17 protein-coding genes and 2 tRNA genes are annotated in these 19,595 nt (G+C 62.1%); 10 read left to right on the top strand and 9 right to left on the bottom strand.

Translation table 11 applies throughout. The features are described 5' to 3' along the window. Window positions 1-153 precede the first annotated feature (153 nt). Window positions 154-1,566 carry a 30S ribosomal protein S12 methylthiotransferase RimO gene (rimO, locus tag MJ205_RS13685; protein WP_239808975.1) on the top strand — a complete coding sequence of 471 codons (1,413 nt, stop codon included), beginning with the start codon at window positions 154-156 and terminating at the stop codon, window positions 1,564-1,566. A gap of 84 nt (window positions 1,567-1,650) precedes the next feature. Here the strand turns inward: rimO and MJ205_RS13680 are convergent, their stop codons facing one another. The 5 genes from MJ205_RS13680 to earP form a co-directional block, all read right to left on the bottom strand. Then, window positions 1,651-2,463, bottom strand: a complete 813-nt coding sequence (locus MJ205_RS13680; protein WP_239808974.1) for a PPK2 family polyphosphate kinase — start codon at window positions 2,461-2,463, stop codon at window positions 1,651-1,653. 107 nt (window positions 2,464-2,570) lie between these two features. Beyond that, window positions 2,571-3,959 (bottom strand): MATE family efflux transporter, encoded by a 1,389-nt coding sequence (locus MJ205_RS13675; RefSeq protein ID WP_239808973.1) that lies wholly within the window; start codon window positions 3,957-3,959, stop codon window positions 2,571-2,573. A gap of 37 nt (window positions 3,960-3,996) precedes the next feature. Beyond that, window positions 3,997-4,635 (bottom strand): DUF2239 family protein, encoded by a 639-nt coding sequence (locus MJ205_RS13670; RefSeq protein ID WP_239808972.1) that lies wholly within the window; start codon window positions 4,633-4,635, stop codon window positions 3,997-3,999. Between the two features lie 220 nt (window positions 4,636-4,855). Continuing rightward, window positions 4,856-5,410 carry an elongation factor P gene (gene efp, locus MJ205_RS13665; RefSeq protein WP_021026959.1) on the bottom strand — a complete coding sequence of 185 codons (555 nt, stop codon included), beginning with the start codon at window positions 5,408-5,410 and terminating at the stop codon, window positions 4,856-4,858. A 165-nt stretch (window positions 5,411-5,575) separates the two neighbouring features. Further along, entirely contained in the window at window positions 5,576-6,685 is a 1,110-nt protein-coding gene (gene earP / locus MJ205_RS13660; RefSeq protein ID WP_239808971.1) for an elongation factor P maturation arginine rhamnosyltransferase EarP, read from the bottom strand. Window positions 6,686-6,941: 256 nt separating this feature from the next. On the opposite strand from earP, the gene MJ205_RS13655 reads away from it, so the two are divergent. The 7 genes from MJ205_RS13655 to MJ205_RS13625 all read left to right on the top strand — a co-directional run bounded on the left by MJ205_RS13655 (window position 6,942) and on the right by MJ205_RS13625 (window position 14,482). Further along, window positions 6,942-8,156, top strand: a complete 1,215-nt coding sequence (locus MJ205_RS13655) for a CaiB/BaiF CoA transferase family protein (protein ID WP_239808970.1) — start codon at window positions 6,942-6,944, stop codon at window positions 8,154-8,156. A gap of 61 nt (window positions 8,157-8,217) precedes the next feature. After that, complete coding sequence (gene uvrC, locus MJ205_RS13650) at window positions 8,218-10,203, top strand: excinuclease ABC subunit UvrC (RefSeq protein ID WP_239808969.1); 1,986 nt, start codon at window positions 8,218-8,220, stop codon at window positions 10,201-10,203. Window positions 10,204-10,409: 206 nt separating this feature from the next. Next, window positions 10,410-10,976 (top strand): CDP-diacylglycerol--glycerol-3-phosphate 3-phosphatidyltransferase, encoded by a 567-nt coding sequence (gene pgsA, locus MJ205_RS13645; protein WP_116927291.1) that lies wholly within the window; start codon window positions 10,410-10,412, stop codon window positions 10,974-10,976. A 306-nt stretch (window positions 10,977-11,282) separates the two neighbouring features. Further along, window positions 11,283-11,555: an HU family DNA-binding protein gene (locus MJ205_RS13640; protein ID WP_021026954.1), complete on the top strand. Its 273-nt coding sequence runs from the start codon at window positions 11,283-11,285 to the stop codon at window positions 11,553-11,555. Window positions 11,556-11,571: 16 nt separating this feature from the next. Then, a tRNA-Val gene (locus tag MJ205_RS13635) sits at window positions 11,572-11,647 on the top strand. A gap of 785 nt (window positions 11,648-12,432) precedes the next feature. Continuing rightward, window positions 12,433-14,346, top strand: coding sequence for a SurA N-terminal domain-containing protein (locus tag MJ205_RS13630; protein ID WP_239808968.1), 1,914 nt, complete (start codon window positions 12,433-12,435; stop codon window positions 14,344-14,346). A gap of 60 nt (window positions 14,347-14,406) precedes the next feature. Beyond that, window positions 14,407-14,482, top strand: a tRNA-His gene (locus tag MJ205_RS13625). Window positions 14,483-14,682: 200 nt separating this feature from the next. Here MJ205_RS13625 and MJ205_RS13620 read toward each other — a convergent pair. Further along, the gene (locus tag MJ205_RS13620; protein WP_239808967.1) at window positions 14,683-15,048 is read right to left on the bottom strand and encodes a hypothetical protein; all 366 of its coding nucleotides are present in this window, start codon (window positions 15,046-15,048) and stop codon (window positions 14,683-14,685) included. A 322-nt stretch (window positions 15,049-15,370) separates the two neighbouring features. Here MJ205_RS13620 and MJ205_RS13615 point away from each other — a divergent pair, with 322 nt between their 5' ends. Together MJ205_RS13615 and MJ205_RS13610 are read left to right on the top strand one after the other, a co-directional pair. After that, window positions 15,371-15,694, top strand: coding sequence for an FHA domain-containing protein (locus tag MJ205_RS13615; protein ID WP_239808966.1), 324 nt, complete (start codon window positions 15,371-15,373; stop codon window positions 15,692-15,694). Between the two features lie 158 nt (window positions 15,695-15,852). Next, on the top strand, window positions 15,853-16,338 hold the full coding sequence (locus tag MJ205_RS13610) for an acyl-CoA thioesterase (RefSeq protein ID WP_239808965.1): 486 nt from the start codon (window positions 15,853-15,855) through the stop codon (window positions 16,336-16,338). Between the two features lie 152 nt (window positions 16,339-16,490). Here the strand turns inward: MJ205_RS13610 and MJ205_RS13605 are convergent, their stop codons facing one another. The 3 genes from MJ205_RS13605 to ybiB all read right to left on the bottom strand — a co-directional run bounded on the left by MJ205_RS13605 (window position 16,491) and on the right by ybiB (window position 19,577). Further along, complete coding sequence (locus MJ205_RS13605) at window positions 16,491-17,678, bottom strand: glycerophosphodiester phosphodiesterase family protein (RefSeq protein ID WP_239808964.1); 1,188 nt, start codon at window positions 17,676-17,678, stop codon at window positions 16,491-16,493. Between the two features lie 71 nt (window positions 17,679-17,749). Continuing rightward, complete coding sequence (gene cobA, locus MJ205_RS13600) at window positions 17,750-18,646, bottom strand: uroporphyrinogen-III C-methyltransferase (RefSeq protein WP_239808963.1); 897 nt, start codon at window positions 18,644-18,646, stop codon at window positions 17,750-17,752. Then, window positions 18,639-19,577, bottom strand: coding sequence for a DNA-binding protein YbiB (gene ybiB, locus MJ205_RS13595; RefSeq protein WP_239808962.1), 939 nt, complete (start codon window positions 19,575-19,577; stop codon window positions 18,639-18,641). Before ybiB ends, cobA begins: the two co-directional genes overlap by 8 nt. Between the last annotated feature and the right edge of the window lie 18 nt (window positions 19,578-19,595).

Here is a 19,595-nt window from a genome sequence, read left to right as displayed (position 1 = left end):
TGCAGCCTTCCCCGCGCTTGTCCGCCTATCTCCCACCTGAATGCACGTTCTCCAGGCCCCCGCCTGCGGGTCTATACCCCAGGGGCGGAGCCTGTCAGGGCGCCTGCTTTAAAATACCGCCCAGATTAGTTGCCAGGTTCCCCTGCAAGAAAAATGAATACCGATACCCACGCTGCCACTGCGACGCTCGACGCCAACCGAACCCCCAAGGTGGGGTTCGTCAGTTTGGGCTGCCCCAAAGCCCTTACCGACAGCGAGCTGATCCTGACGCAGTTGAGCGCCGAGGGGTACCAGACCTCCAAGACCTTTGAAGGCGCCGATCTGGTGATCGTCAACACCTGCGGCTTCATTGACGACGCCGTGCGCGAAAGCCTGGACACGATTGGCGAGGCGCTGGCCGAGAACGGCAAGGTGATCGTGACCGGTTGCCTGGGCGCCAAGATGGGCGACGGCGGCGGCAACCTGGTCAAGCAGATGCACCCCAGCGTGCTGGCGGTAACGGGCCCCCATGCCACGCAAGAGGTGATGGACGCGGTCCACACCAACCTGCCCAAGCCGCATGACCCCTTCATCGACCTGGTGCCCGGCAGCTTTGGCGAGGCGGGCATCAAGCTCACGCCCAAGCACTATGCCTACCTGAAGATTTCCGAAGGCTGCAACCACCGCTGCACCTTCTGCATCATCCCCTCGATGCGCGGTGATCTGGTCAGCCGCCCGATTGGCGATGTGCTCAAGGAAGCCAAGGCGCTGTTTGCCGGTGGCGTCAAGGAGCTGCTGGTGATCAGCCAGGACACCTCCGCCTACGGTGTCGATGTGAAGTACCGCACCGGTTTCTGGGACGGCAAGCCGGTGAAGACCCGCATGCTGGAGCTGGTGGAAGCGCTGGGCGAACTGGCCAAGCCGTATGGGGCATGGGTGCGCCTGCACTATGTGTACCCGTATCCTACGGTGGACGCGATCTTGCCGCTGATGGCCCAAGGCCTGGTGCTGCCTTACCTGGATGTGCCGCTGCAGCACAGCCACCCCGATGTACTCAAGCGCATGAAGCGCCCGGCCAGCGGCGAGCGCAATCTGGAACGCATCCGTGAGTGGCGTGCGATCTGCCCCGAGCTGGTGATCCGCTCGACCTTTATTGCCGGCTTCCCCGGCGAGACCGAAGAAGAGTTCGAGCACCTGCTGGACTTTATCCGTGAGGCCGAGATTGACCGCGCAGGCTGCTTTGCCTATAGCCCGGTGGAAGGCGCTACCGCCAACGAGCTGCCCGGCATGCTGCCCGCTGAGGTGCGCGAAGCGCGCCGCGCCCGTTTCATGGAAGTGGCCGAAGAGGTGTCCGCCAAGCGCCTGGAGCGACGTGTGGGCCAGACCATGCAGGTGCTGGTCGACAAGGCCATCGGCCTGGGCAAGAAGGGTGGCATCGCCCGTACCTATGCCGATGCGCCCGAGATCGACGGTGTCGTGCACCTGCTGCCGCCCGAGAAGCTCAGCAAGACCTACAAGGTCGGCGAGCTGATCAAGGTGCGCATTGTGCGCAGCCAGGGCCATGACCTGGTGGGTGTGCCGGTTTAGACACTGGATCGTAGACAAAGCAAAGGGGCCTTGCTGTTGCAGCAGGCCCCTTTTCTGTGGTCGGTGCGCTTTTGCCGGGCGCGCTTATTCGACCTGCAGGCCGACCAGCTCGGGGAAATCGACCGGGTACTGCGGCTGCATGTCGAGCAGGCAGTGGTTGAGCAAGGTGTTGACCATCAGGTTGCGGTGCAGCTTGTTGTCGGCCGGCACCACATACCAGGGCGCATGCGCGGTGGAAGTGGCTTCCAGCAGGTCCTCGTAGGCCTGTTGGTAGGCGTCCCACTGCTTGCGCACCGCGAGGTCATCGAGGCTGAACTTCCAGCGTTTTTCCGGCACATCGATGCGCTCCTGCAGCCGAACGCGCTGTTCGTCCTTGCTGATATGCAGCATGCATTTGAGGACGGTGGTGCCGTTCTCGGCCAGCAGGCGCTCGAAGTCATTGATCTGCGCATAGCGCTGCTTGGCGACCTGCGGCGTGATCCAGCCGTTGACCAGCGGCACCAGCACGTCTTCATAATGGCTGCGGTTCCAGATGCCGATCTCGCCCTTGGCGGGCACCACCGCATGGCAGCGCCACAGGTAGTCGTGCGAGAGCTCTTCCTTGCTCGGGCTTTTGAAGGTGGCCATGCGCAGGCCCTGCGGTCCCGTGGTTTTGAACACGCCGCGCACGGTGCCGTCCTTGCCGCTGGTGTCCGTTCCTTGCAGCACCAACAGTACCGAGCGCTTGTTCTCGCCCTGCAGCGGGCGCATCAGCTGCGCCAGCTGCTTGTTGAGCGCCTTCAGGTCCTTTTCCTGGGCCTTGACAGTGCCGTGTGCAAACGGTGTGGCGGCCGGGTCGTAGTCGGCCAGATGGACGGGGCCGTTGACGGGCACGCGGTAGTTATCAAGCTTGGGCATAAAGGCAGATCGTTGAAGGCAGGCAGGCTGCTGCAGCTGGCCATGATTTCAGTTTTTACGGCGCTTGTCACCTGGGCTCGTGGGCGCAGCGCCTGGGCGTGCCGCGCTCAGACCATCTTGCGGATCGGGCGCTTTTTCCAGATGGCCTGGTAGTACCAGGTTTGCAGCGCCAATGTGATGCCGTAGGAGACCGGGAAGGCCATCCAGATGCCTACCAGGCCAAAGTGGCGGCTGAACAGCCAGGCCAGCGGCAGCTCCAGCGTAGCAATCACGCCGATGGTGATCAACGTGGGGATCAGCACATCACCGCTGGCACGCATCAGCGCTGCCAGGGACGCGAAGGCGCCAAACAGCAGACCGCTCCACAGCACAATGCGCAGCAGTTCCACGGCCACATGCAGCACCTCCTGATCGGTGATGAAGATCGACAGCAAAGGCCTGGCGAAGAGGGTGCCGAGCAACGCGGTGGCGCCCCCTATGGCCAGGTTGATCTGCATCGCAGTGCGCGCAATGGCGGGCAGGCGTTCGCTGCGGCCGGCGCCGATCGACTGGGCGGCCAGAATGGAGGCGGTGATGGCGATCGAGATCAGCGGAAACTGCGCGAACGCATTGATCTGGTTCACGGCGCCGTAGGCGGCGGTGGCGTTGGATCCAAATCCGTTGATCTGCGACAGGACGACCAGGCCGGCCAGCGAGGTGGCGATCATCAGCACGCCGGTGGGGATGCCCACACGCAGCACGCCGCGCAGCAAGCCCCAATCCGGGCGCATAGCGCGCAACAGCGCCCTGTTGGGTGCCAGCACGCTGCGCTTGCGGCGCAGCTGCACCGTCAGCCAGACCAGGGCGATGCTGAAGCCCAGGATCATCGACACCCCGGCGCTGGCCACGCCCAGGCGCGGCAGGCCGCCCCAGCCGGCAATCAGCGCCGGGGTGCTGACCAGGCCGATGCCGGTGGACACGATCAGCGACCACATGGGCGTGAGTGTGTCGCCGACGCCGCGCAGCAGCGAGGTGAATAGCAGGAAGATGAACAGCCCGGGCATGCCCAGCAAGACGATGCGCGAATACACCGTGGCCTGCTCGAGGATATCGGCTGGGGTACCCAGCAGCCGCATGATGGGCTGGGTGAACAGGCCGCCAAATAGCGCCACCGCCGCCCCCATGGCCAGCCCGGTCAGCAAGGTGGTGCCGGCAATGGCGCGCACCTTGTCGGGCTGCCCTGCGCCCCAGGCCTGGCCAATCAGCACCGAGGCGCCAGCGCCCAGGCCGATGACAAACGCAATAAAGACAAACATGACCGGGAAGAAGGCCGCGACCGCAGCCAGCGCCTTGACCCCCATCATCTGACCGAGAAACATGCTGTTGAGCGTGCCCGAGAGAGACTGGAGGATGTTGGACAGCAGCATGGGGCCCAGAAACACCATGAACACTTGCCACAGGGGGCGTACAGGCGGGGCGGGCGGCACAGCCTGCGTGAGGGGAAGGGGCGAAGACATGGGGGCGTGTGTAGTCGGGGGAACGGGACTGTAGCGCTTACACCGGCCAGATGGGACGGCTGAGCTGGTGCAGATAAGCTTGTACATCATCAGGCCATGCCTGGGTCTGCAGCAAGAATGCCGATTGCTTGTGGGCAAACAGCGCGCGGCAGGCTTCGTCAAAACCGGGCAGATCGCCTGCCATCGCCTGCATGAACTGGTAGGTGGCCTCGGTCGCGGCGCGCTGGGAATCCTTCTCCGCGTGGGCATTGCGGGCATCGTCGATCAACCGGCGCAACGCGGCGGAGGCGCCGCCCGGCTGGCGGTTGAGCCACTCCCAGTGGCGGGGCAGCAAAGTGACTTCGCGCGAGACCACACCCAGTTTGGGGCGTCCCACGGCCCGCGCGGCACGGCCGTGGCTGGCCGGCTCCATCGGTGCGGCCGCCGGGGTAACGGGCGCAGGTTCTGCACTATCCAACGGGGTGGGAGGGATGGTGGGCGCAAGTTCCGAGCGCCAGTTCAGGTCCAGCCGCAAGCCGGAGAGGTCGTCAAACACCCACAAAGGGGTAGGGCTGCCGCCAGGGTGCAGTTCGTCATGGTTTTGCAGATAGCGCAGCACGGTGAGGCGGTCGGCTTGCAGCAGGCGCTGGTGGCCCTGGAAAATTGTCAACCGGCCGGTCAATGTCTCGGTAGTCATGGCCACTTGTTCTTTCTATTTTTGGGGATATGCGCTCTATTTTACCGGGGCAAAAATATTTGGCTATTTTTAATGGGTAAAAATATGTATCTGCATGTGCATTGCTGCAATGGCCCGCTTGCGGCTGTCTCCTCTTGGAAAGGTCTGCGATGCCTGGGCGAAAAAAAACCTCCAGCGCGGGGCATGGAGGTTGTTCTGGCTGGGGCTTGCGGCCCAGGCATTACACGCGCTTGCGGTATTCGGCAGTGCGGGTGTCGATTTCGATCTTGTCTTCCTGGCTCACGAACAGGGGCACAGCGATTTCAAAACCGGTAGCGATCTTGGCGGGCTTGAGCACCTTGCCCGAAGTATCGCCCTTGACGGCTGGCTCGGTCCAGGTGATTTCGCGCACGATGGTGGTCGGCAGTTCGACGGAGATGGCCTTGCCGTCGTAGAAAACCACTTCAGCGGTCATGCCGTCTTCGAGGTAGTTCAGTGCATCAGCCATGTTTTCGGCTTCCACTTCGTACTGGTTGAACTCGGGGTCCATCCAGACGTACATGGGGTCTGCGAAGTAGGAGTACGTGCAGTCCTTCTTCTCCAGGATCACGTTGTCGATCTTGTCGTCGGCCTTGAACACGTTTTCCGTGCCGAAGTTGCCGATCAGGCTCTTGAGCTTCATGCGCACGGTGGCAGCGCCACGGCCGCCACGTGCGTATTCGGTCTTCAGAACGATCATCGGGTCCTTGCCGAACATGATCACGTTACCAGCGCGGATTTCTTGAGCGATTTTCATAGCAATAGGTGCCTGTGTTGGGCCGCTCAAACTTCTACGGGCGGCGCGCAAGTGTCGTTGGACGGGCTGTGCTGCGCCGTAGCATGTTCCGCGGCGTTGTGCGCATCCGTCAAACCCTGTTGCCTGGCGGCGCTGGGTGCGGGGATAAGCGCAAAGACTCCGATTCTAACATTTTTCGTCTGCAAATGCCATCAGCTGCTCGGCAAGGCTGGGCTGCATCTGCAGACTGTTGCGTGCCGCCTGCACGCACTGCGCCCATTGGGACAGCACTGCGGCGGTAGTGCCGGGCCAGGCCGGGGGGGAGCCATTGGCGCCGGGGATGCCATTCCAGGCCGCATGGGCCTGGCGCAGGCTGTCTGGCGCATGCAGCCAGTCCAGAAAGGCCTCCAGCTTGGCATGGTGCGCGTTGTCGTCTTGGGGGTAGATCTGCCAGACAAAGGGCTGGCCAGCCCATAGTGCCCGCACCAGCGAGTCTTCGCCGCGCACAAAGTTGAGGTCGCAGGACCAGAGCATGTCGTCGAATTCCGGCTGGCTGCAGGGCTGCAGCAACTGCACCTGACGGGGCAGGGGCTGCGGCAGTTGCCGCTGTACCAGTGCCGCCGCGCGGCCCGGGGTGACCAGCCATTGCGTGGCCGTGCCGGCGCTGGCAAAGGCCTGCAAAAAAGCGGGCGGTTCATAGCAGAACAGCGAAAACACCGGGTCGCCGTCATGCAGGCCATGCCGCGCCCGCCAGGCGCTGCGGTCAAACTCCGCCTGGCGCTGGGGCAGATCGGCCTCGCGCAGCAGGCCGCCGGTGCCGGTGCTGAAGCCGGGGTAGAAGAACCAGCGCGTGAGGCCGCTGGCCGGGCCGCTCATCAAGCGTGAAGGCAGGCGGTGGCAGCGCTCCACATAGTCTTCGGCGGACAGGTATTCCAGGTTGATCCAGACGCTGGGCTGCTGTGCTGGCGATTGCGCCCGCGCGGCCAGTGCCTGTTGGAAGGCGGGGGGGATCTCGCAGCCAAAGGCTTCCACCACCACATCGGCAATGCCGCTGGCCGGCACCGCACCGGGCCACGGGTGCACGGTCACGCCGGGCGCGCCCTGCGGCGCCATCCAGGCCAGCGCGCTGCCATCGTCCACCCACAGGCGCACCTGGCAGCCGCGCCGGGCCAGGTCGGCGGCCAGGCGCCAACACACGCCGATGTCGCCAAAGTTGTCGATCACCTGGCAAAAGATATCCCAGACCTGAGGGGGTGGGATGGGGGTGGCGGAGGGCGGGGCGGGAGCGTTGGGCATGACGGGGCGATGATAGTGCAGTCCCGGGCGTCACTGTTGTGGAATCCGCTGCACAACTCCCTGTCGTGGTCTGAACGCGGGCTCGGGCGATCCGCTGCGTTGTCTTTCTTGTCAATAGCGGGCTATTGACTGCAAAGTACGCCTTGCGGCTCATCCCGATCCGCGCCCATTCCACTTGACGAGGGTTATGCAGAGGATCCCAGGCCCTGCCGCCTGGGCCACAATAAGCCCCAGTTGATCAAGCATGGAGACAGACATGAACCCCCACACTGCAACCCCTGGGCCGATGGCTTTGCAAGGCGTCAAGGTGGTCGAGATGGGCCAGCTGATTGCCGGGCCATTCTGCGGCAAGACCTTGGGCGAGTTTGGTGCCGACGTGGTGAAGATCGAGGCCACCGGCGCGGGCGACCCGCTGCGCAACTGGCGCCTGCTGCAGGATGGCACCTCCGTCTGGTGGCAGGTGCAGTCGCGCAACAAGCAGTCGCTGGCACTGGATTTGCGCCAGAAAGAGGCGCAGGACATTGCCCGCCAGCTGATTGCCGAGGCCGATGTGCTGGTGGAGAACTTCCGCCCCGGCACCCTGGAGGGCTGGGGCATGTCGCCCGAGGAGCTGCATGCCCTCAACCCGGGCCTGGTGATGCTGCGCATCTCCGGCTACGGGCAAACCGGCCCCTACCGCGACCTGCCAGGCTTTGGCGTGATTGGCGAGGCCATGGGCGGCCTGCGCCACCTGACGGCCGAGCCCGGGCGGGTGCCTGTGCGGGTGGGGGTGTCGATCGGCGACACCTTGGCGGCGCTGCATGGCGTCATCGGCGTGATGATGGCGCTCTACCACCGCAAGGTCAACGGCGGCAGTGGCCAGGTGATCGATGTGGCCTTGCATGAGGCGGTCTTCAATGTGATGGAAAGCCTGATCCCCGAGTACAGCGCCTTTGGCGTGGTGCGCGAGGCGGCGGGCAGCGCCTTGCCGGGCATTGCGCCGTCCAACGCCTATGCCTGCCAGGATGGCTGGGTGCTGGTGGCCGGCAATGGCGACAGTATCTTCAAGCGGCTGATGGACACCATTGGCCGGCCTGACCTGGGCCAGGCGCCCGACCTGGCCAGCAATGCGGGACGGGTGGCACGTATAGAGGAGATCGACGCGGCCATCAGCGCCTGGACACAGCCGCGCGCGATTGCACAGGTGATGGATGCGCTTGCCGCTGCAAGGGTGCCGGCCGGCAAGGTCTACACCGCCAAGGACATCAGCGAAGACCCGCACTACCGTGCGCGCCAGATGATCGTGCCGCAGACCACGCGCGATGGCCACACACTCGAGGTGCCGGGCATCGTGCCCAAGCTGTCTGTCACGCCGGGCACGATCCGCAGCAGTGCCCCCCACCTGGGTGACGACACCGACGCCGTACTGCAGGGCCTGGGCCTGAGCGCAGCGCAGATTGCAACGCTGCGGGAGCGCGGCATTGTGCAGTGAGCCTGCATGGGTGATGGACCGGTTTGCTGCGGGCAGCGCGAACGCATAAGACAATAGCGCCATGCCCATTCACGTGCACTCTCCCGAACTTCTTGCCCAGGTGGCTGGTTTGCCCGCCATGCCCGGGGTCTACCGCTATTTCGACGCCAGCGATGCCTTGCTGTATGTGGGCAAGGCCATCAACCTCAAGCGCCGGGTATCGAGCTATTTCCAGAAGGACCATGGCGGCACGCGCATCGGCCACATGGTGGGCAAGATCGTGCGCATGGAGACCACGGTGGTGCGCTCCGAAGCCGAAGCGCTGCTGCTGGAAAACAACCTCATCAAGACCCAGCATCCGAAATACAACATTCTTTTTCGGGATGACAAGAGCTATCCGTACCTGAAGATCACCGGCATGGCGATCCACGATGGTGACATGCGCGCGCCCCCCAGCCAGTGCTACCCGCGCGTGGCCTACTACCGGGGTGCCACCGACAAGCGCCAGCGCTATTTCGGCCCGTATCCGAATGCCTGGGCGGTCAAGGAAACCATCCAGTTGCTGCAAAAGGTGTTCCGCCTGCGCACCTGCGAGGACAGCATCTTCAGCAACCGCACCCGGCCTTGTTTGCTGTACCAGATCAAGCGCTGCAGCGGCCCCTGTGTCGACCACATCAGTCCGGAGGATTACGCCGCCGATGTGGCCCATGCCGAAGCCATGCTGCGTGGCGAGACCGACACGCTGCTCAAGACGCTGGAGGCGCGCATGATGGCGCACTCGGACCAGCTGGAGTTTGAGCAGGCGGCCGACATCCGCAACCAGATCAAGGCACTGGCCAGTATGCTGCACCAGCAAAGCATCGAGACCAGTGATGACCGCGATGTGGACATACTGGCCGTGCAGGTGCAAGGCGGCAAGGCCTGCGTGAATCTGGCGATGGTGCGTGGCGGGCGGCACCTGGGGGACCGCGCCTACTTCCCGGTGCATGTCGAGGACAGTGCTGCCATCGCCAGTCTGGAAGAGGCCGAAGACGCCGAGGACCAGGCGTTGGGCACGCCCGGCACCACCGTGGCTGCCAAGACGGTGGAGCAGCGGGTGCTGGAAGCGTTTGTGGCGCAGCACTATCTGCAGGTGGCGCCGCCGCCGGTGCTGGTGGTCAGCGTTGCGCTGGAGCCCGCATTGCTGGAGGCCTTGTCACAGCAGACCGGCACGCGCATTGCTGCGGTGTCGCAGCCGCGCGAGGAGCGCCGCGTCTGGCTCGAGATGGCGCAAAAGAATGCCCAGTTGCAGCTGGCCCGCCTGCTGGCGGAAGAAGGCTCGCAACAGGCACGCACGCGTGCGCTGGTCGAGGCGCTGGATTTGCCCCAGGACGATATTGACCAGCTGACCATCGAGTGCTTTGACATCTCGCACACCTCGGGTGAGAACACCCAGGCCTCCTGCGTGGTGTTTCACCACCACAAGATGCAAAGCAGCGAGTACCGGCGCTACAAGATCGAAGGCATCACCGGCGGCGACGACTATGCCGCCATGCGCCAGGTGCTGACGCGCCGCTACAGCAAGGTGGCCGAGGCCCAGCGCGATGCCGGTGGCGCCGAGCTTGGCAAGAATGCTGCCCGTTTGCCCGACATCGTGCTTATCGATGGCGGCAAGGGCCAGGTTGGTGTCGCACGCGAGGTCTTTACCGAGCTGGGTCTGGATCTGTCACGCATCGTCGGTGTCGAGAAAGGCGAGGGCCGCAAGGTCGGTCTCGAAGAGCTGGTGTTCTGCGATGGGCGCGACAAGGTCTATCTGGGCCGCGACTCGGCTGCGCTGATGCTGGTGGCGCAGATTCGCGATGAGGCGCACCGCTTTGCGATCACCGGCATGCGCGCTGCGCGTGCCAAGGTGCGGGTAGGTGGCAGCCGGCTGGAAGACATTCCCGGGGTCGGGCCCAAGAAGCGGGCGCGCCTGCTGCAACGCTTTGGCGGCGTACGCGGTGTGGAGGAGGCCGGGGTCGATGACCTGATGACGGTCGATGGCATATCGCCAGCGCTGGCGCAGGATATCTACAGAGCCTTGCATTGACGTGAGGCCTGTGCGGCCTTGCAACAGGTCGCGCAGGCGGGCGCGTCATGGTGCCCATGCAGAACCCTCGCCCTGTGGAATGGACGCCGGTCGCGTCAGCCCGCGCTCCGTTCCAGGCCGCAAGCTTTGGCAAGGGTTCTGAACGCATGTCGTTCACAGAGCATGTCGTTCACTGAATTTGCACCGCAGCGTGCCACAATAGCCGCATGTTCTTCACGATCCCCACCATCATGACCTGGACGCGCATTGTCGCGATCCCGCTCATCATCGGCGTGTATTACTCGCCTCTTGATATGGCCACCAAGAACCTGTGGGCCACCGTCATGTTTGTGGTGTTCGCCTTCACCGACTGGCTCGATGGCTTTCTGGCACGCAAGCTCAACCAGACCTCATCCTTTGGCGCCTTCCTCGATCCGGTGGCCGACAAGTTCCTGGTCTGCGCGTCGCTGCTGATCCTGGTCTACCTGCAGCGTGCCGATGTCTTTGTCGCGCTGATCATCATCGGCCGCGAGATTGCGATCTCGGCGCTGCGTGAATGGATGGCGCGCATTGGTGCGAGCAAGAGCGTGGCTGTGCACATGGTGGGCAAGCTCAAGACCACCGTGCAGATGGTGGCCATTCCGTTTTTGCTCTACGACGGCAAGGTGGCCGGGATCGATACCGGTGTCTGGGGTACCTGGCTGATCTGGGGGGCGGCGGTATTGACCGTCTGGTCGATGATTTATTACTTGCAAAAGGCATTGCCAGAGATCCGGGCTAGGGTTGATTCTTAGTTGGCCGTCACAGGTTTGGGCGTAGACTCCACCTCGCCTGTACAAGGAATTCAGGCTACAGAGCCCGTGATGCCTGGCTTTCGCAAGGCAAACCGGGCGCTGGTCAGCGAAAAAAAGTGATTTTTTGCCTGAGTACCCAGAAATTCCGTCTAGAATTCACCTCATTCCAGAGGCACTGGGGTCGAGGTGAAAATTTCGTGCCAGTGGTGTTGTTTTTGAATCTGTGACAGTTGCACCGTGTGCAAACTGCTCATAATGGGATGAAACATACACTTCCTTAACTCTCTTGATGAATAGAGGCTGCTTGTGAATAAAACTGAACTCATTGAGCACATTGCTAACAATGCTGATATCTCCAAGGCTGCTGCGGCTCGTGCGCTGGAGTCCACCATTGATGCAGTGAAGAAAACCTTGAAAAAAGGTGGTACAGTCTCTCTGGTAGGTTTTGGTACCTTTGCCGTTGGTAAGCGCGCTGCGCGTACCGGCCGTAACCCACGTACCGGCGCTGCGATCAAGATCAAGGCAGCCAAGGTGCCTAAGTTCCGTCCAGGCAAGGCATTGAAAGATGCGTTGAACTAATTTCGGTTATCAGGTGGGGTGCTTAGCTCAGTTGGTAGAGCGGCGCCCTTACAAGGCGTAGGTCGGCGGTTCGACCCCGTCAGCACCCACCACATTAACCAAGAAAATAAACCCCTTAGAGTGATCTAAGGGGTTTTTTCTTTGTCTGTTCACCCTCTGCAGGGTCAGCTCGAATCAGCCCATACCGGCCGAGTTTATTGCTTACCCACTTGCCTGGGCGTAGAGTCTCGGCCATCAGCCAGGGCGGGGCGGCTCGTTATCGCCGTCCCGCCGCATGGCCGCCATGGCGCAGTCTGCAGCGTTGGTACGCATGCGCCCGGCCATCCGCCAAAGCCGCTCCAGTGCCTGCGCCCTAGAACCCGGTATCTCCTTTCCTCCCTTTGTTCCCGAGCTTCAATGGCCAGATGGGGCGTCTGCCGCGCCACCTTGGCATGCGCGTCGTTGCAGTCTGCAACCTGTCAGACGGGCGGTTGGGTCCAGCCCGGCCTGGGACGCCTCCAGTGCTTTTCTCCTTAGTGCTGCCTCTTAAAAGAGGGGGGAGGTGCTGCGCATCCGCCGCCTCGCGGTCCCAGGTGCGGGCAAAAATCCTGTATTCCCTAACGCGCCCCTTGCCCTCATAGGGAGGAAAAACTCTTTCGCGGTACACTTGCTGTTTCGACGTTCATGCGTTGCCAAGACGCATGTTGCACGCCCTATTTGACAGGGGGTGGGGAGCAGATGTCAGTTGACGTTGTATCTGATTGATATGCAATGGGAAAACCGCCGTTGCAAGCAGCAGATGCCTACGTCTGACCGTCTGCCGCCGCATCCCTTGCTGAAAACCGAATAAAGGCGAATGAGGGTTCGCCTTTTTTTTTGTCCTCAGGAAAGTTAGACGATGTTTGAAACCATCCGCAAGTACTCCAAGGTGCTGATGTATCCGCTGTTCTTGCTGATCATTCTGTCTTTTGTTTTGGTGGGAGTGAACCAGAACTACTTCACCGAAAAGAGCCCGGTGGTCGCCAAAGTCAATGGCAAAGACATTACGCAGATGGACTGGGACAATGCGCACCGCGTTGCCTCGGATCGCATGCGCCAGCAAGACCCCAACATGGACGCCAAGTGGATGGACGGCCCGGATGCCCGCTATCTGACGTTGGAGCGCATGGTGCGTGACCAGGTGATTGACGCCGCGGTGCAAAAAATGCACCTGAGGGTGGACAATGCCGCACTGGTCCGCGCGCTGCAGGAAATTCCGCAGATTGCTGCGCTGAAAAAACCCGATGGCTCGCTGGACGTCGATGCCTACCGCGCGCTGGTGGGTGCCCAGGGCATGACGCCCGAAGGCTTTGAAGCAGGCATGCGCCGCGACATTGCGTCGCGCCAGGTACTCGGCGGTGTGTCCAACACGGCCTTTGCGACCGATGCACAGACCCAGCTGGCGGTCGACGCGCTCTACCAGCAGCGTGAGATCCAGCTGGCGCAGTTCGCAGCCAAGGACTATGCGTCCCAGGTCAAGACCACCGATGCCGATGTGGAAGCGTTCTACAAGAGCAACCAGGAGCTGTTCCGCCAGAAGGAGCAGTCCACGATCGAGTATGTGGTGCTGAACGCCGAAGCGGTCAAGAGCATGATCAAGCCCAGCGAAGACGATCTGCGTACCTACTACAAGGAAAATCTGAGCCGCTTCATGGACAAGGAACAGCGCCGCATCAGCCACATCCTGATTGACGCGCCAGCCTCCATGTCGGCAGCAGACCGTGAAAAAGCCAAGCAGCGTGCCGAGCAGCTGTTGGCCGAAGCCAAGGCCAACCCAGCCCAATTCGCCGAGCTGGCCAAGAAGAATTCGCAAGACACCGGCTCGCGCGACAGCGGCGGTGATCTGGGTCTGGTCAAGCAGGGCGACATGGTCAAGCCTTTTGAGGACGCCGCCTTTGCAATGAAGACTGGTGAGATCAGCGACCTGGTCAGCACGGAGTACGGCTTCCACATCATCAAGATGGGTGAGATCAAGACCCCGCGTACCCCCAGCTTTGAAGAGCTGCGCGCGAAGATCGAGACCGAGGTGCTGGCCCAGCAGGTGCAGCGCAAGTACGCCGAAGTCGCCGAGACCTTCTCCAACATGGTGTTCGAGCAGTCCGATAGCCTGCAGCCTGTGGCTGAGAAGCTGGGTCTGAAGATCCAGAAGGCCGAGCATGTCACCCGCACGGCCGCCCCTGGAGCGACGGGCGCCCTGGCCAACGCAACCTTCCTGGAAGCGCTGTTCTCCAGCGACGCTTTGCAGAACAAGCGCAACACCGAAGCCATTGAAGTGGCGCCCAGCACCCTGGCCTCGGGTCGTGTGGTGGAGCACTTCGATGCACGCATTCTGCCGTTCGAGGAAGTCAAGGCCAAGGCCCATGACCTGTACGTAGCGCAGAAGGCTGCAGAACTCGCCCGCCAGGACGCGCAAGCCAAGCTGGAAGCCTGGAAGGCCGACGCTGCAGGCGCCAAGCTGGCAGCACCGATTGTCGTGTCGCGCCAGGATGCCAAGGGCCAGGTGCCTGCGGTGCTCAATGCTGCCATGCATGCGAAGGTCGGCGAGGCTGCCTCCTGGGTGGGTGTGGACCTGGGCAACGATGGTTACACCATCGTGCGCGTGAACAAGGTCGTGCCGCGTAGCGAAGACTCTGCCGAGATGCGCCTGCGCCAAAAGCAGGAGTTCGAGCGTTACCAGGCCAATGCTGAAACCTTGGCGTATTACGAAATGCTCAAGGAGCGTTTCAAGGCGCAGATCAAGGTCCCACGCCCCGCAGAAACAAAAATTTCATAAAAACGGAGAATTCATGAGAGGGGCCAAATTTCTGGCTATAATCATGTCTTCCCCAACACGGTGGCTGTAGCTCAGTTGGTAGAGTCCAGGATTGTGATTCCTGTTGTCGTGGGTTCGAGCCCCATCAGCCACCCCAAATTGAAACCCTTGCAAGTGAACAACCTGCAAGGGTTTTTCAATTTCTGGTCGTCACCTGCTTTTGTAGGTTAGAACAAACTGGTCTTCCCCGATGTGCAGGAAGACTTGGAAGGCCAGGGGCTGAGCGATGCTGCAAGCAGCCCTCAGAATGTTTGCTGCTATTGCGCTGAACGGGCTGAAAGGCCTGCAGGATAGGAGTCATGCACAGTCCAGCACCGGCTGGAGAGAGTGATTGCCACCGTCTTGCATGAACCGCTGCAGTTCACGCCACTCCCCACATAGAGACAAGCGCTTGAAATCCTTTGCAAAACCTTCGCCCATGGAGCCTGCTTGGAGCGGGATGAGAAGCAAAGCGTTCTTTGCAGTCAGGCTGCAGCTATTTGACAAGGAATACAACGCAGCGGACCGCGCCCTAGACTGCGTTTTTCCCTGGCGCGTCTTGCTGGTGTGTCCGATGTTTGGCGAGCGATACGCCTGCCCAAGCAGCAACGGGGCAGATGGCATGGTGCCCAGCGGGGTGCACAGCATGGCCTTGTGTTTTTCAGCTCCAGGTGCTTGAGACACGCTCCCGAGTGCTGCCGACGCATGATGGGTTGCCGCAGTTGCTTCCCTCCAACAAAGCGTGTTTTATGTCAGTCAGTGTGTCCTACTGGCCGGCATTGTCCTGACCAGCCAGCAAGCCTGCCTGCCCGCATCCGTTGGGAGAGCGGGCGTCTTCCACCAATAGATAAAATTGATGCTCCGTGTATTCCCTAGGTTTTCTTTCTATCAATCCAAGTTGTAATTTATTATCAATCTATTTTAATAAACCGATTGATAATTTGTTGATGCTGCAGCGATAGATTGCAGTACTGACCGGGCACCGGTCGGGCGAAGGAGGTGGAATATGCTGCCGGAAGTCCTGATCTTCATCACGCACAGGGTCGTGCTTCATTCGCTGATCCTGGAGAGCGGGTACACCACATTTGGCCGAGGTGCCGGCAACGCCATTTGCCTGGATAACCCGGCTGTCAGCCGGGATCACGGCGCTTTCCACTACCGTGCCGGTGTTCTGTCCGTCGTCGACCACCACAGCACGAACGGCATCTTCGTCAATGGCATGCGGACGCGCCGCAAGGTGCTCTACACGGGGGACTATGTGCTCGTAGGCTGCTACAAGGTCTTTATCAAACATGGCTCGGAACAGCCCCGCAATGCCTTTGCCGGGTGAGGGATGGATGGGTGAAGGGCTATGGCCAGCGCACAAGCCGGCGGGCCCAAGCCTGTCCCGCTAGGCCGTCGCAGCCGGGAATGCGGCATGTCCGAGCGGAACCAGGGGCTTGCCCGGGCGGCTCCCCGCCGTCTAGCGCGATGCCTACAATCGGCTCCATGCGTTTACCCCACCACCAACTCACGATGACGGTGCTGATGTCTCCGGACATGGCTAATTTTTCTGGCAATGTGCATGGCGGCGCCATTTTGCGCGAGCTGGACAATGTGGCTTACTCCTGTGCGAGCCGCTATGCCGGGCGCTACGTGGTGACCCTGAGTGTGGACCAGGTGATGTTCCTGGAGCCCATCCATGTGGGTGAGCTGGTGTCGTTCTACGCCAGCGTCAACTACACCGGAACCTCGTCGATGGAGATCGGCATCAAGGTGGTGGCGGAGAACATCCGCGAACGCAGCGTGCGCCATGTCAACAGCTGCTTTTTCACGATGGTGGCGGTGGACGACCAGCGCAAGCCAGTGCCGGTGCCGCCGTTGCAGCCGGAGACGGCGGATGAAAAACGCCGCTGGGAAGCGGCGTTGACGCGCAAGGAACTGCGCAAGGAGTTGGCGCGCCGCTTTGCGCAGACGACGCGGCAGACCAGCTGAGTGTGGCTGGGTAGCGATTTGCGTTGCCTGATTTTGCTGCATGGCGCAGCAAGATTCAGGCCCATAGAAAAAGGCAAGGTCTTCACCTTGCCTTTCTTCGTAGGTGGTGCCCTAGCGTCGGCACCTAGCTGATCTTGGCGTTGGTTGCCTGATTAGCGTGCCTTGTTGGCATCGCTGGGGCTGTCGCTGAACACGCCATCCACACCCACTTCGTAGAACAGCTTGTACTCTGCCGCCACCTTGCCCTTGAAGTCGCTGGCCAGCAAGGTCACATCGTTGCGGTATTCCCAGGGGTGGACAAAGAGCTTGGCCGCATGGGCGAGGGTGACCAGGTTGGTCGGCGGCATCATCTCGCGGTCACGGTAGTCCCACTTGCCGTCGTTGTTCAGGTCGTCGGGCTGCTTGTCACCATTCTTGTCCAGGTAGCGTGCGGAGATGACGTAAGGCTTCCACGGCGAAATGCCATTGGCATAGGTCTTGATCTGCGCCAGGCCGTCGGCGGTCACCATCTGGGCATAGGTGGTAGAGGTGCCGGCCAGCGTGAAGTCATAGGGTTGGGCATAGGGTGGCGACAGGGTGATGCTGCCATCAGATGCGAGCTCCGGATGGCCATTGATCATCTGTACCAGGCGAACCTGGGTTTTGGCGCGCAGGGCTTTCAGGTGGGCCACCTCCAAAGAGCGCACCATCACTGGCGCCGTTTCCTGGGTGTAGCCCGCTGCGGTGAAGGCGGCCAGCAGCTTGTCTTCCATCGCCAGGCCCTGCTGGCTGTGGTAGGTCGGGTTCAGGGTCTGCAGATACAGGCCGACGGTCTTGCGCTGGCGCTTGACATAGGCGATCACATCATTGAGCGACAGAATGCGGCCGGTGGTGGCATTGACCGGCGGCGTGCTAGAGCCAGTCAGCTTGGCGCGCAGGCTTTGCAGTTCCACCAACGTGAAGTCAGAGGCAAACCAACCTTCGTGGCGCTGTCCATCGATCATTCGCAAGGTTTTGCGGCTCGCGTAGACGCTGCGGCTGGAGACGTCGGTGATGTCGGTGATGTCCGGCGAGGCCAGCGCGACCAGCTCGCCATCCTTGCTCATGACCAGATCCACAGCGATGAAGTTGGCATCCTGCGCGATGGCGGCATCAAAGCTCTCGGCCGTATTGGCGGCCTTGCCATCGATGCTGCTGAGCGAAAAGCTTTGCGGTGCTTTGCCGTCGAGCGTGGGGTAGGGTTTGGGATTGGGGTTGGTGCCACCATCGCCATCGCCCGGGCCCAGCTCAGTCTTGCAGGCGGTCAGTGCGGTAATGGCCAGTGCAGCGGCGCACAGGCGCCAGGTGCGTTGTCTTTGCATATCGTCAGTGCTCCTCGTTTTATGGATTGAACCTGGAGAAACAATCTGTGCATATGTAAAGATTGATTACTCTACGCTATGGATGCTTGGTCTTCCACGGTTGCCTGGCTATCGTATCCGCAAATCTCGGAGAAATCTCGGCTGGCTATCGCCTCGTTGTTACGGATTGCCTGCGCTGCCAAAGCCACGCATTGCACCACATCGCCGACGACGATGATGCTGGGGCTGGCCAGTTTTTCGCGGGCCATGGTGGCGGGTAAATGGGCTAGGTCGGTGATCGCATGGCGCTGCTGGGGCAGGCTGGCGTGCTGCACGATGGCGACGGGCGTATCGGCAGGCAAGCCACTGCCCAGGCCCTGGCTGATGGCCTCGGCACTGGCCACACCCATGTAGATCACCAGGGTCAGGCGCGCATCATGTGCGGTGCGGGCCAGTTGCGCCCAATCGGGGCCTTGTCCGCCCGGCTTGGCATGGCCGGTGATGAACACCACGCCCCGTGCATGGTCACGGTGGGTCAGCGGTGCGCCCAGGCTGGTCAGCGCTGCAAGCCCGGCCGTCACGCCGTTGATGATGCGCGGCTCGATGCCATGGGCGCGCAAGAACTCCACTTCTTCACCGCCCCGGCCAAAGATGAACGGGTCACCCCCTTTGAGACGCACCACGTTCTCGCCAGCCTGCACCTCTTGCAGCATCAGGCGCTGGATAAATGCCTGGGGCGTACTTTGGCAGCCGCCCCGCTTGCCTACGTGAACGATGCGTGCGCTCTCGGGAGCCCATTGCAGCACGGCTTCGTTGACGAGGTCGTCCACCAGCAGCACGGTGGCACGTTGCAGCGCTTTGGCGGCAGCAATGGTCAGCAGGTCCGGGTCACCCGGGCCGGCACCGACCAGGGTGCACTGGCCCTGACCGGGCGTTGGGGCATCGGCGGGGGGGCGCGCAGTAGGAGTGGGCAGGCTGCTGTCAGTCATGGCGGGGACCTTGGGACGCGGGTAGTGTTTGTTGGGCGATGGCCAGCACATGTTCCACTTGCTGGGCCAGGGCGGCGGGCACCGGCAACTGGCCGGCCAGAACGGCCTCGGTGTAGCGGGCGGTGGTGTCCGCATCGCGCTCGCTGGGCAGCCCCGGCACCTGGCCATCGGTGCCACTGCTGCGCGCTTGCAGCAGCTGGTGCTGGCCGGCGACAAAGCCATCGTACTGCGGGGTGCGGCGCGGGTCGGCGCAGACTTCGCCTTCCAGTCCGCGCGAGAGCAGCGCATGGGTCTGCAGCTCGGCCAGCGTGGCTTGCAGCATCGGCAGGTATTCGGGGTGGGTATAGCTGCCCAGCAAAACCGCAGGGCTCTGCAGGGGCTGCAGCAGCTTCGCAATGCTGTGGCCGGGGTTGCGCAGGCCAATGATCTGGCGCACCGCCAGCAGTTTGGCGAGCGCGGGCAGCAAGGTGCCCGTATGCACCAAGGCCACTTCGGATGGGGCGATCGCCCCGGCCCCATCGCGGACTGTCAGCCCCAGCCGCTCGAACACCGCAAAGGCCGTGATGCGGCTCGCCTCGGTCTGCATGCCGTGAACCAGCACGGGCAGGCCTTCGCGTGCCAGCAGCAGGGCCAGCAGCGGAGTCAACGTGGGCAAGCGGCGCGCACCGTTATAGCTGGGCACTACCACGGTGGGCAGCGCTGCGCTGCTGTGGAAGCGGGCAATACGTGCATGCACGGCATCCCAGAGGCCGCACATCTCCTCGGCGGTTTCGCCTTTGATGCGCATCGCAATGCAAAAGGCGCCGATTTCGTAATCGCTGACCCGGCCATCGAGTATCTGCGCCATCGCATCGCTGGCTTCGAGACGGCTGAGGGCCTTGGCGCCGCGTGCGCCGCGCCCGATTTCCTTGATGTAGTGCTGTATGGCCATGGCATTGAAAAATACGTG

Source organism: Comamonas sp. B21-038, from assembly GCF_022387135.1.
GTDB classification, from domain to species: Bacteria; Pseudomonadota; Gammaproteobacteria; order Burkholderiales; family Burkholderiaceae_C; genus Comamonas; species Comamonas sediminis.
Note: the sequence above shows the minus strand (reverse complement) of the source record. Positions and strands in the feature narration are given on the sequence as shown.

Excerpts from the sequence above, each read along its gene's own strand:
- MJ205_RS13680 (WP_239808974.1), bottom strand. The coding sequence starts at position 2,463 with ATGCCCAAGCTTGATAACTACCGCGTGCCCGTCAACGGCCCCGTCCAT.
- ybiB (WP_239808962.1), bottom strand. The coding sequence starts at position 19,577 with ATGGCCATACAGCACTACATCAAGGAAATCGGGCGCGGCGCACGCGGC.
- MJ205_RS13675 (WP_239808973.1), bottom strand. The coding sequence starts at position 3,959 with ATGTCTTCGCCCCTTCCCCTCACGCAGGCTGTGCCGCCCGCCCCGCCT.
- rimO (WP_239808975.1), top strand. The coding sequence starts at position 154 with ATGAATACCGATACCCACGCTGCCACTGCGACGCTCGACGCCAACCGA.
- MJ205_RS13615 (WP_239808966.1), top strand. The coding sequence starts at position 15,371 with ATGCTGCCGGAAGTCCTGATCTTCATCACGCACAGGGTCGTGCTTCAT.
- earP (WP_239808971.1), bottom strand. The coding sequence starts at position 6,685 with ATGCCCAACGCTCCCGCCCCGCCCTCCGCCACCCCCATCCCACCCCCT.
- uvrC (WP_239808969.1), top strand. The coding sequence starts at position 8,218 with ATGCCCATTCACGTGCACTCTCCCGAACTTCTTGCCCAGGTGGCTGGT.
- MJ205_RS13655 (WP_239808970.1), top strand. The coding sequence starts at position 6,942 with ATGAACCCCCACACTGCAACCCCTGGGCCGATGGCTTTGCAAGGCGTC.
- cobA (WP_239808963.1), bottom strand. The coding sequence starts at position 18,646 with ATGACTGACAGCAGCCTGCCCACTCCTACTGCGCGCCCCCCCGCCGAT.
- MJ205_RS13670 (WP_239808972.1), bottom strand. The coding sequence starts at position 4,635 with ATGACTACCGAGACATTGACCGGCCGGTTGACAATTTTCCAGGGCCAC.
- MJ205_RS13610 (WP_239808965.1), top strand. The coding sequence starts at position 15,853 with ATGCGTTTACCCCACCACCAACTCACGATGACGGTGCTGATGTCTCCG.
- pgsA (WP_116927291.1), top strand. The coding sequence starts at position 10,410 with ATGTTCTTCACGATCCCCACCATCATGACCTGGACGCGCATTGTCGCG.
- MJ205_RS13605 (WP_239808964.1), bottom strand. The coding sequence starts at position 17,678 with ATGCAAAGACAACGCACCTGGCGCCTGTGCGCCGCTGCACTGGCCATT.
- efp (WP_021026959.1), bottom strand. The coding sequence starts at position 5,410 with ATGAAAATCGCTCAAGAAATCCGCGCTGGTAACGTGATCATGTTCGGC.
- MJ205_RS13630 (WP_239808968.1), top strand. The coding sequence starts at position 12,433 with ATGTTTGAAACCATCCGCAAGTACTCCAAGGTGCTGATGTATCCGCTG.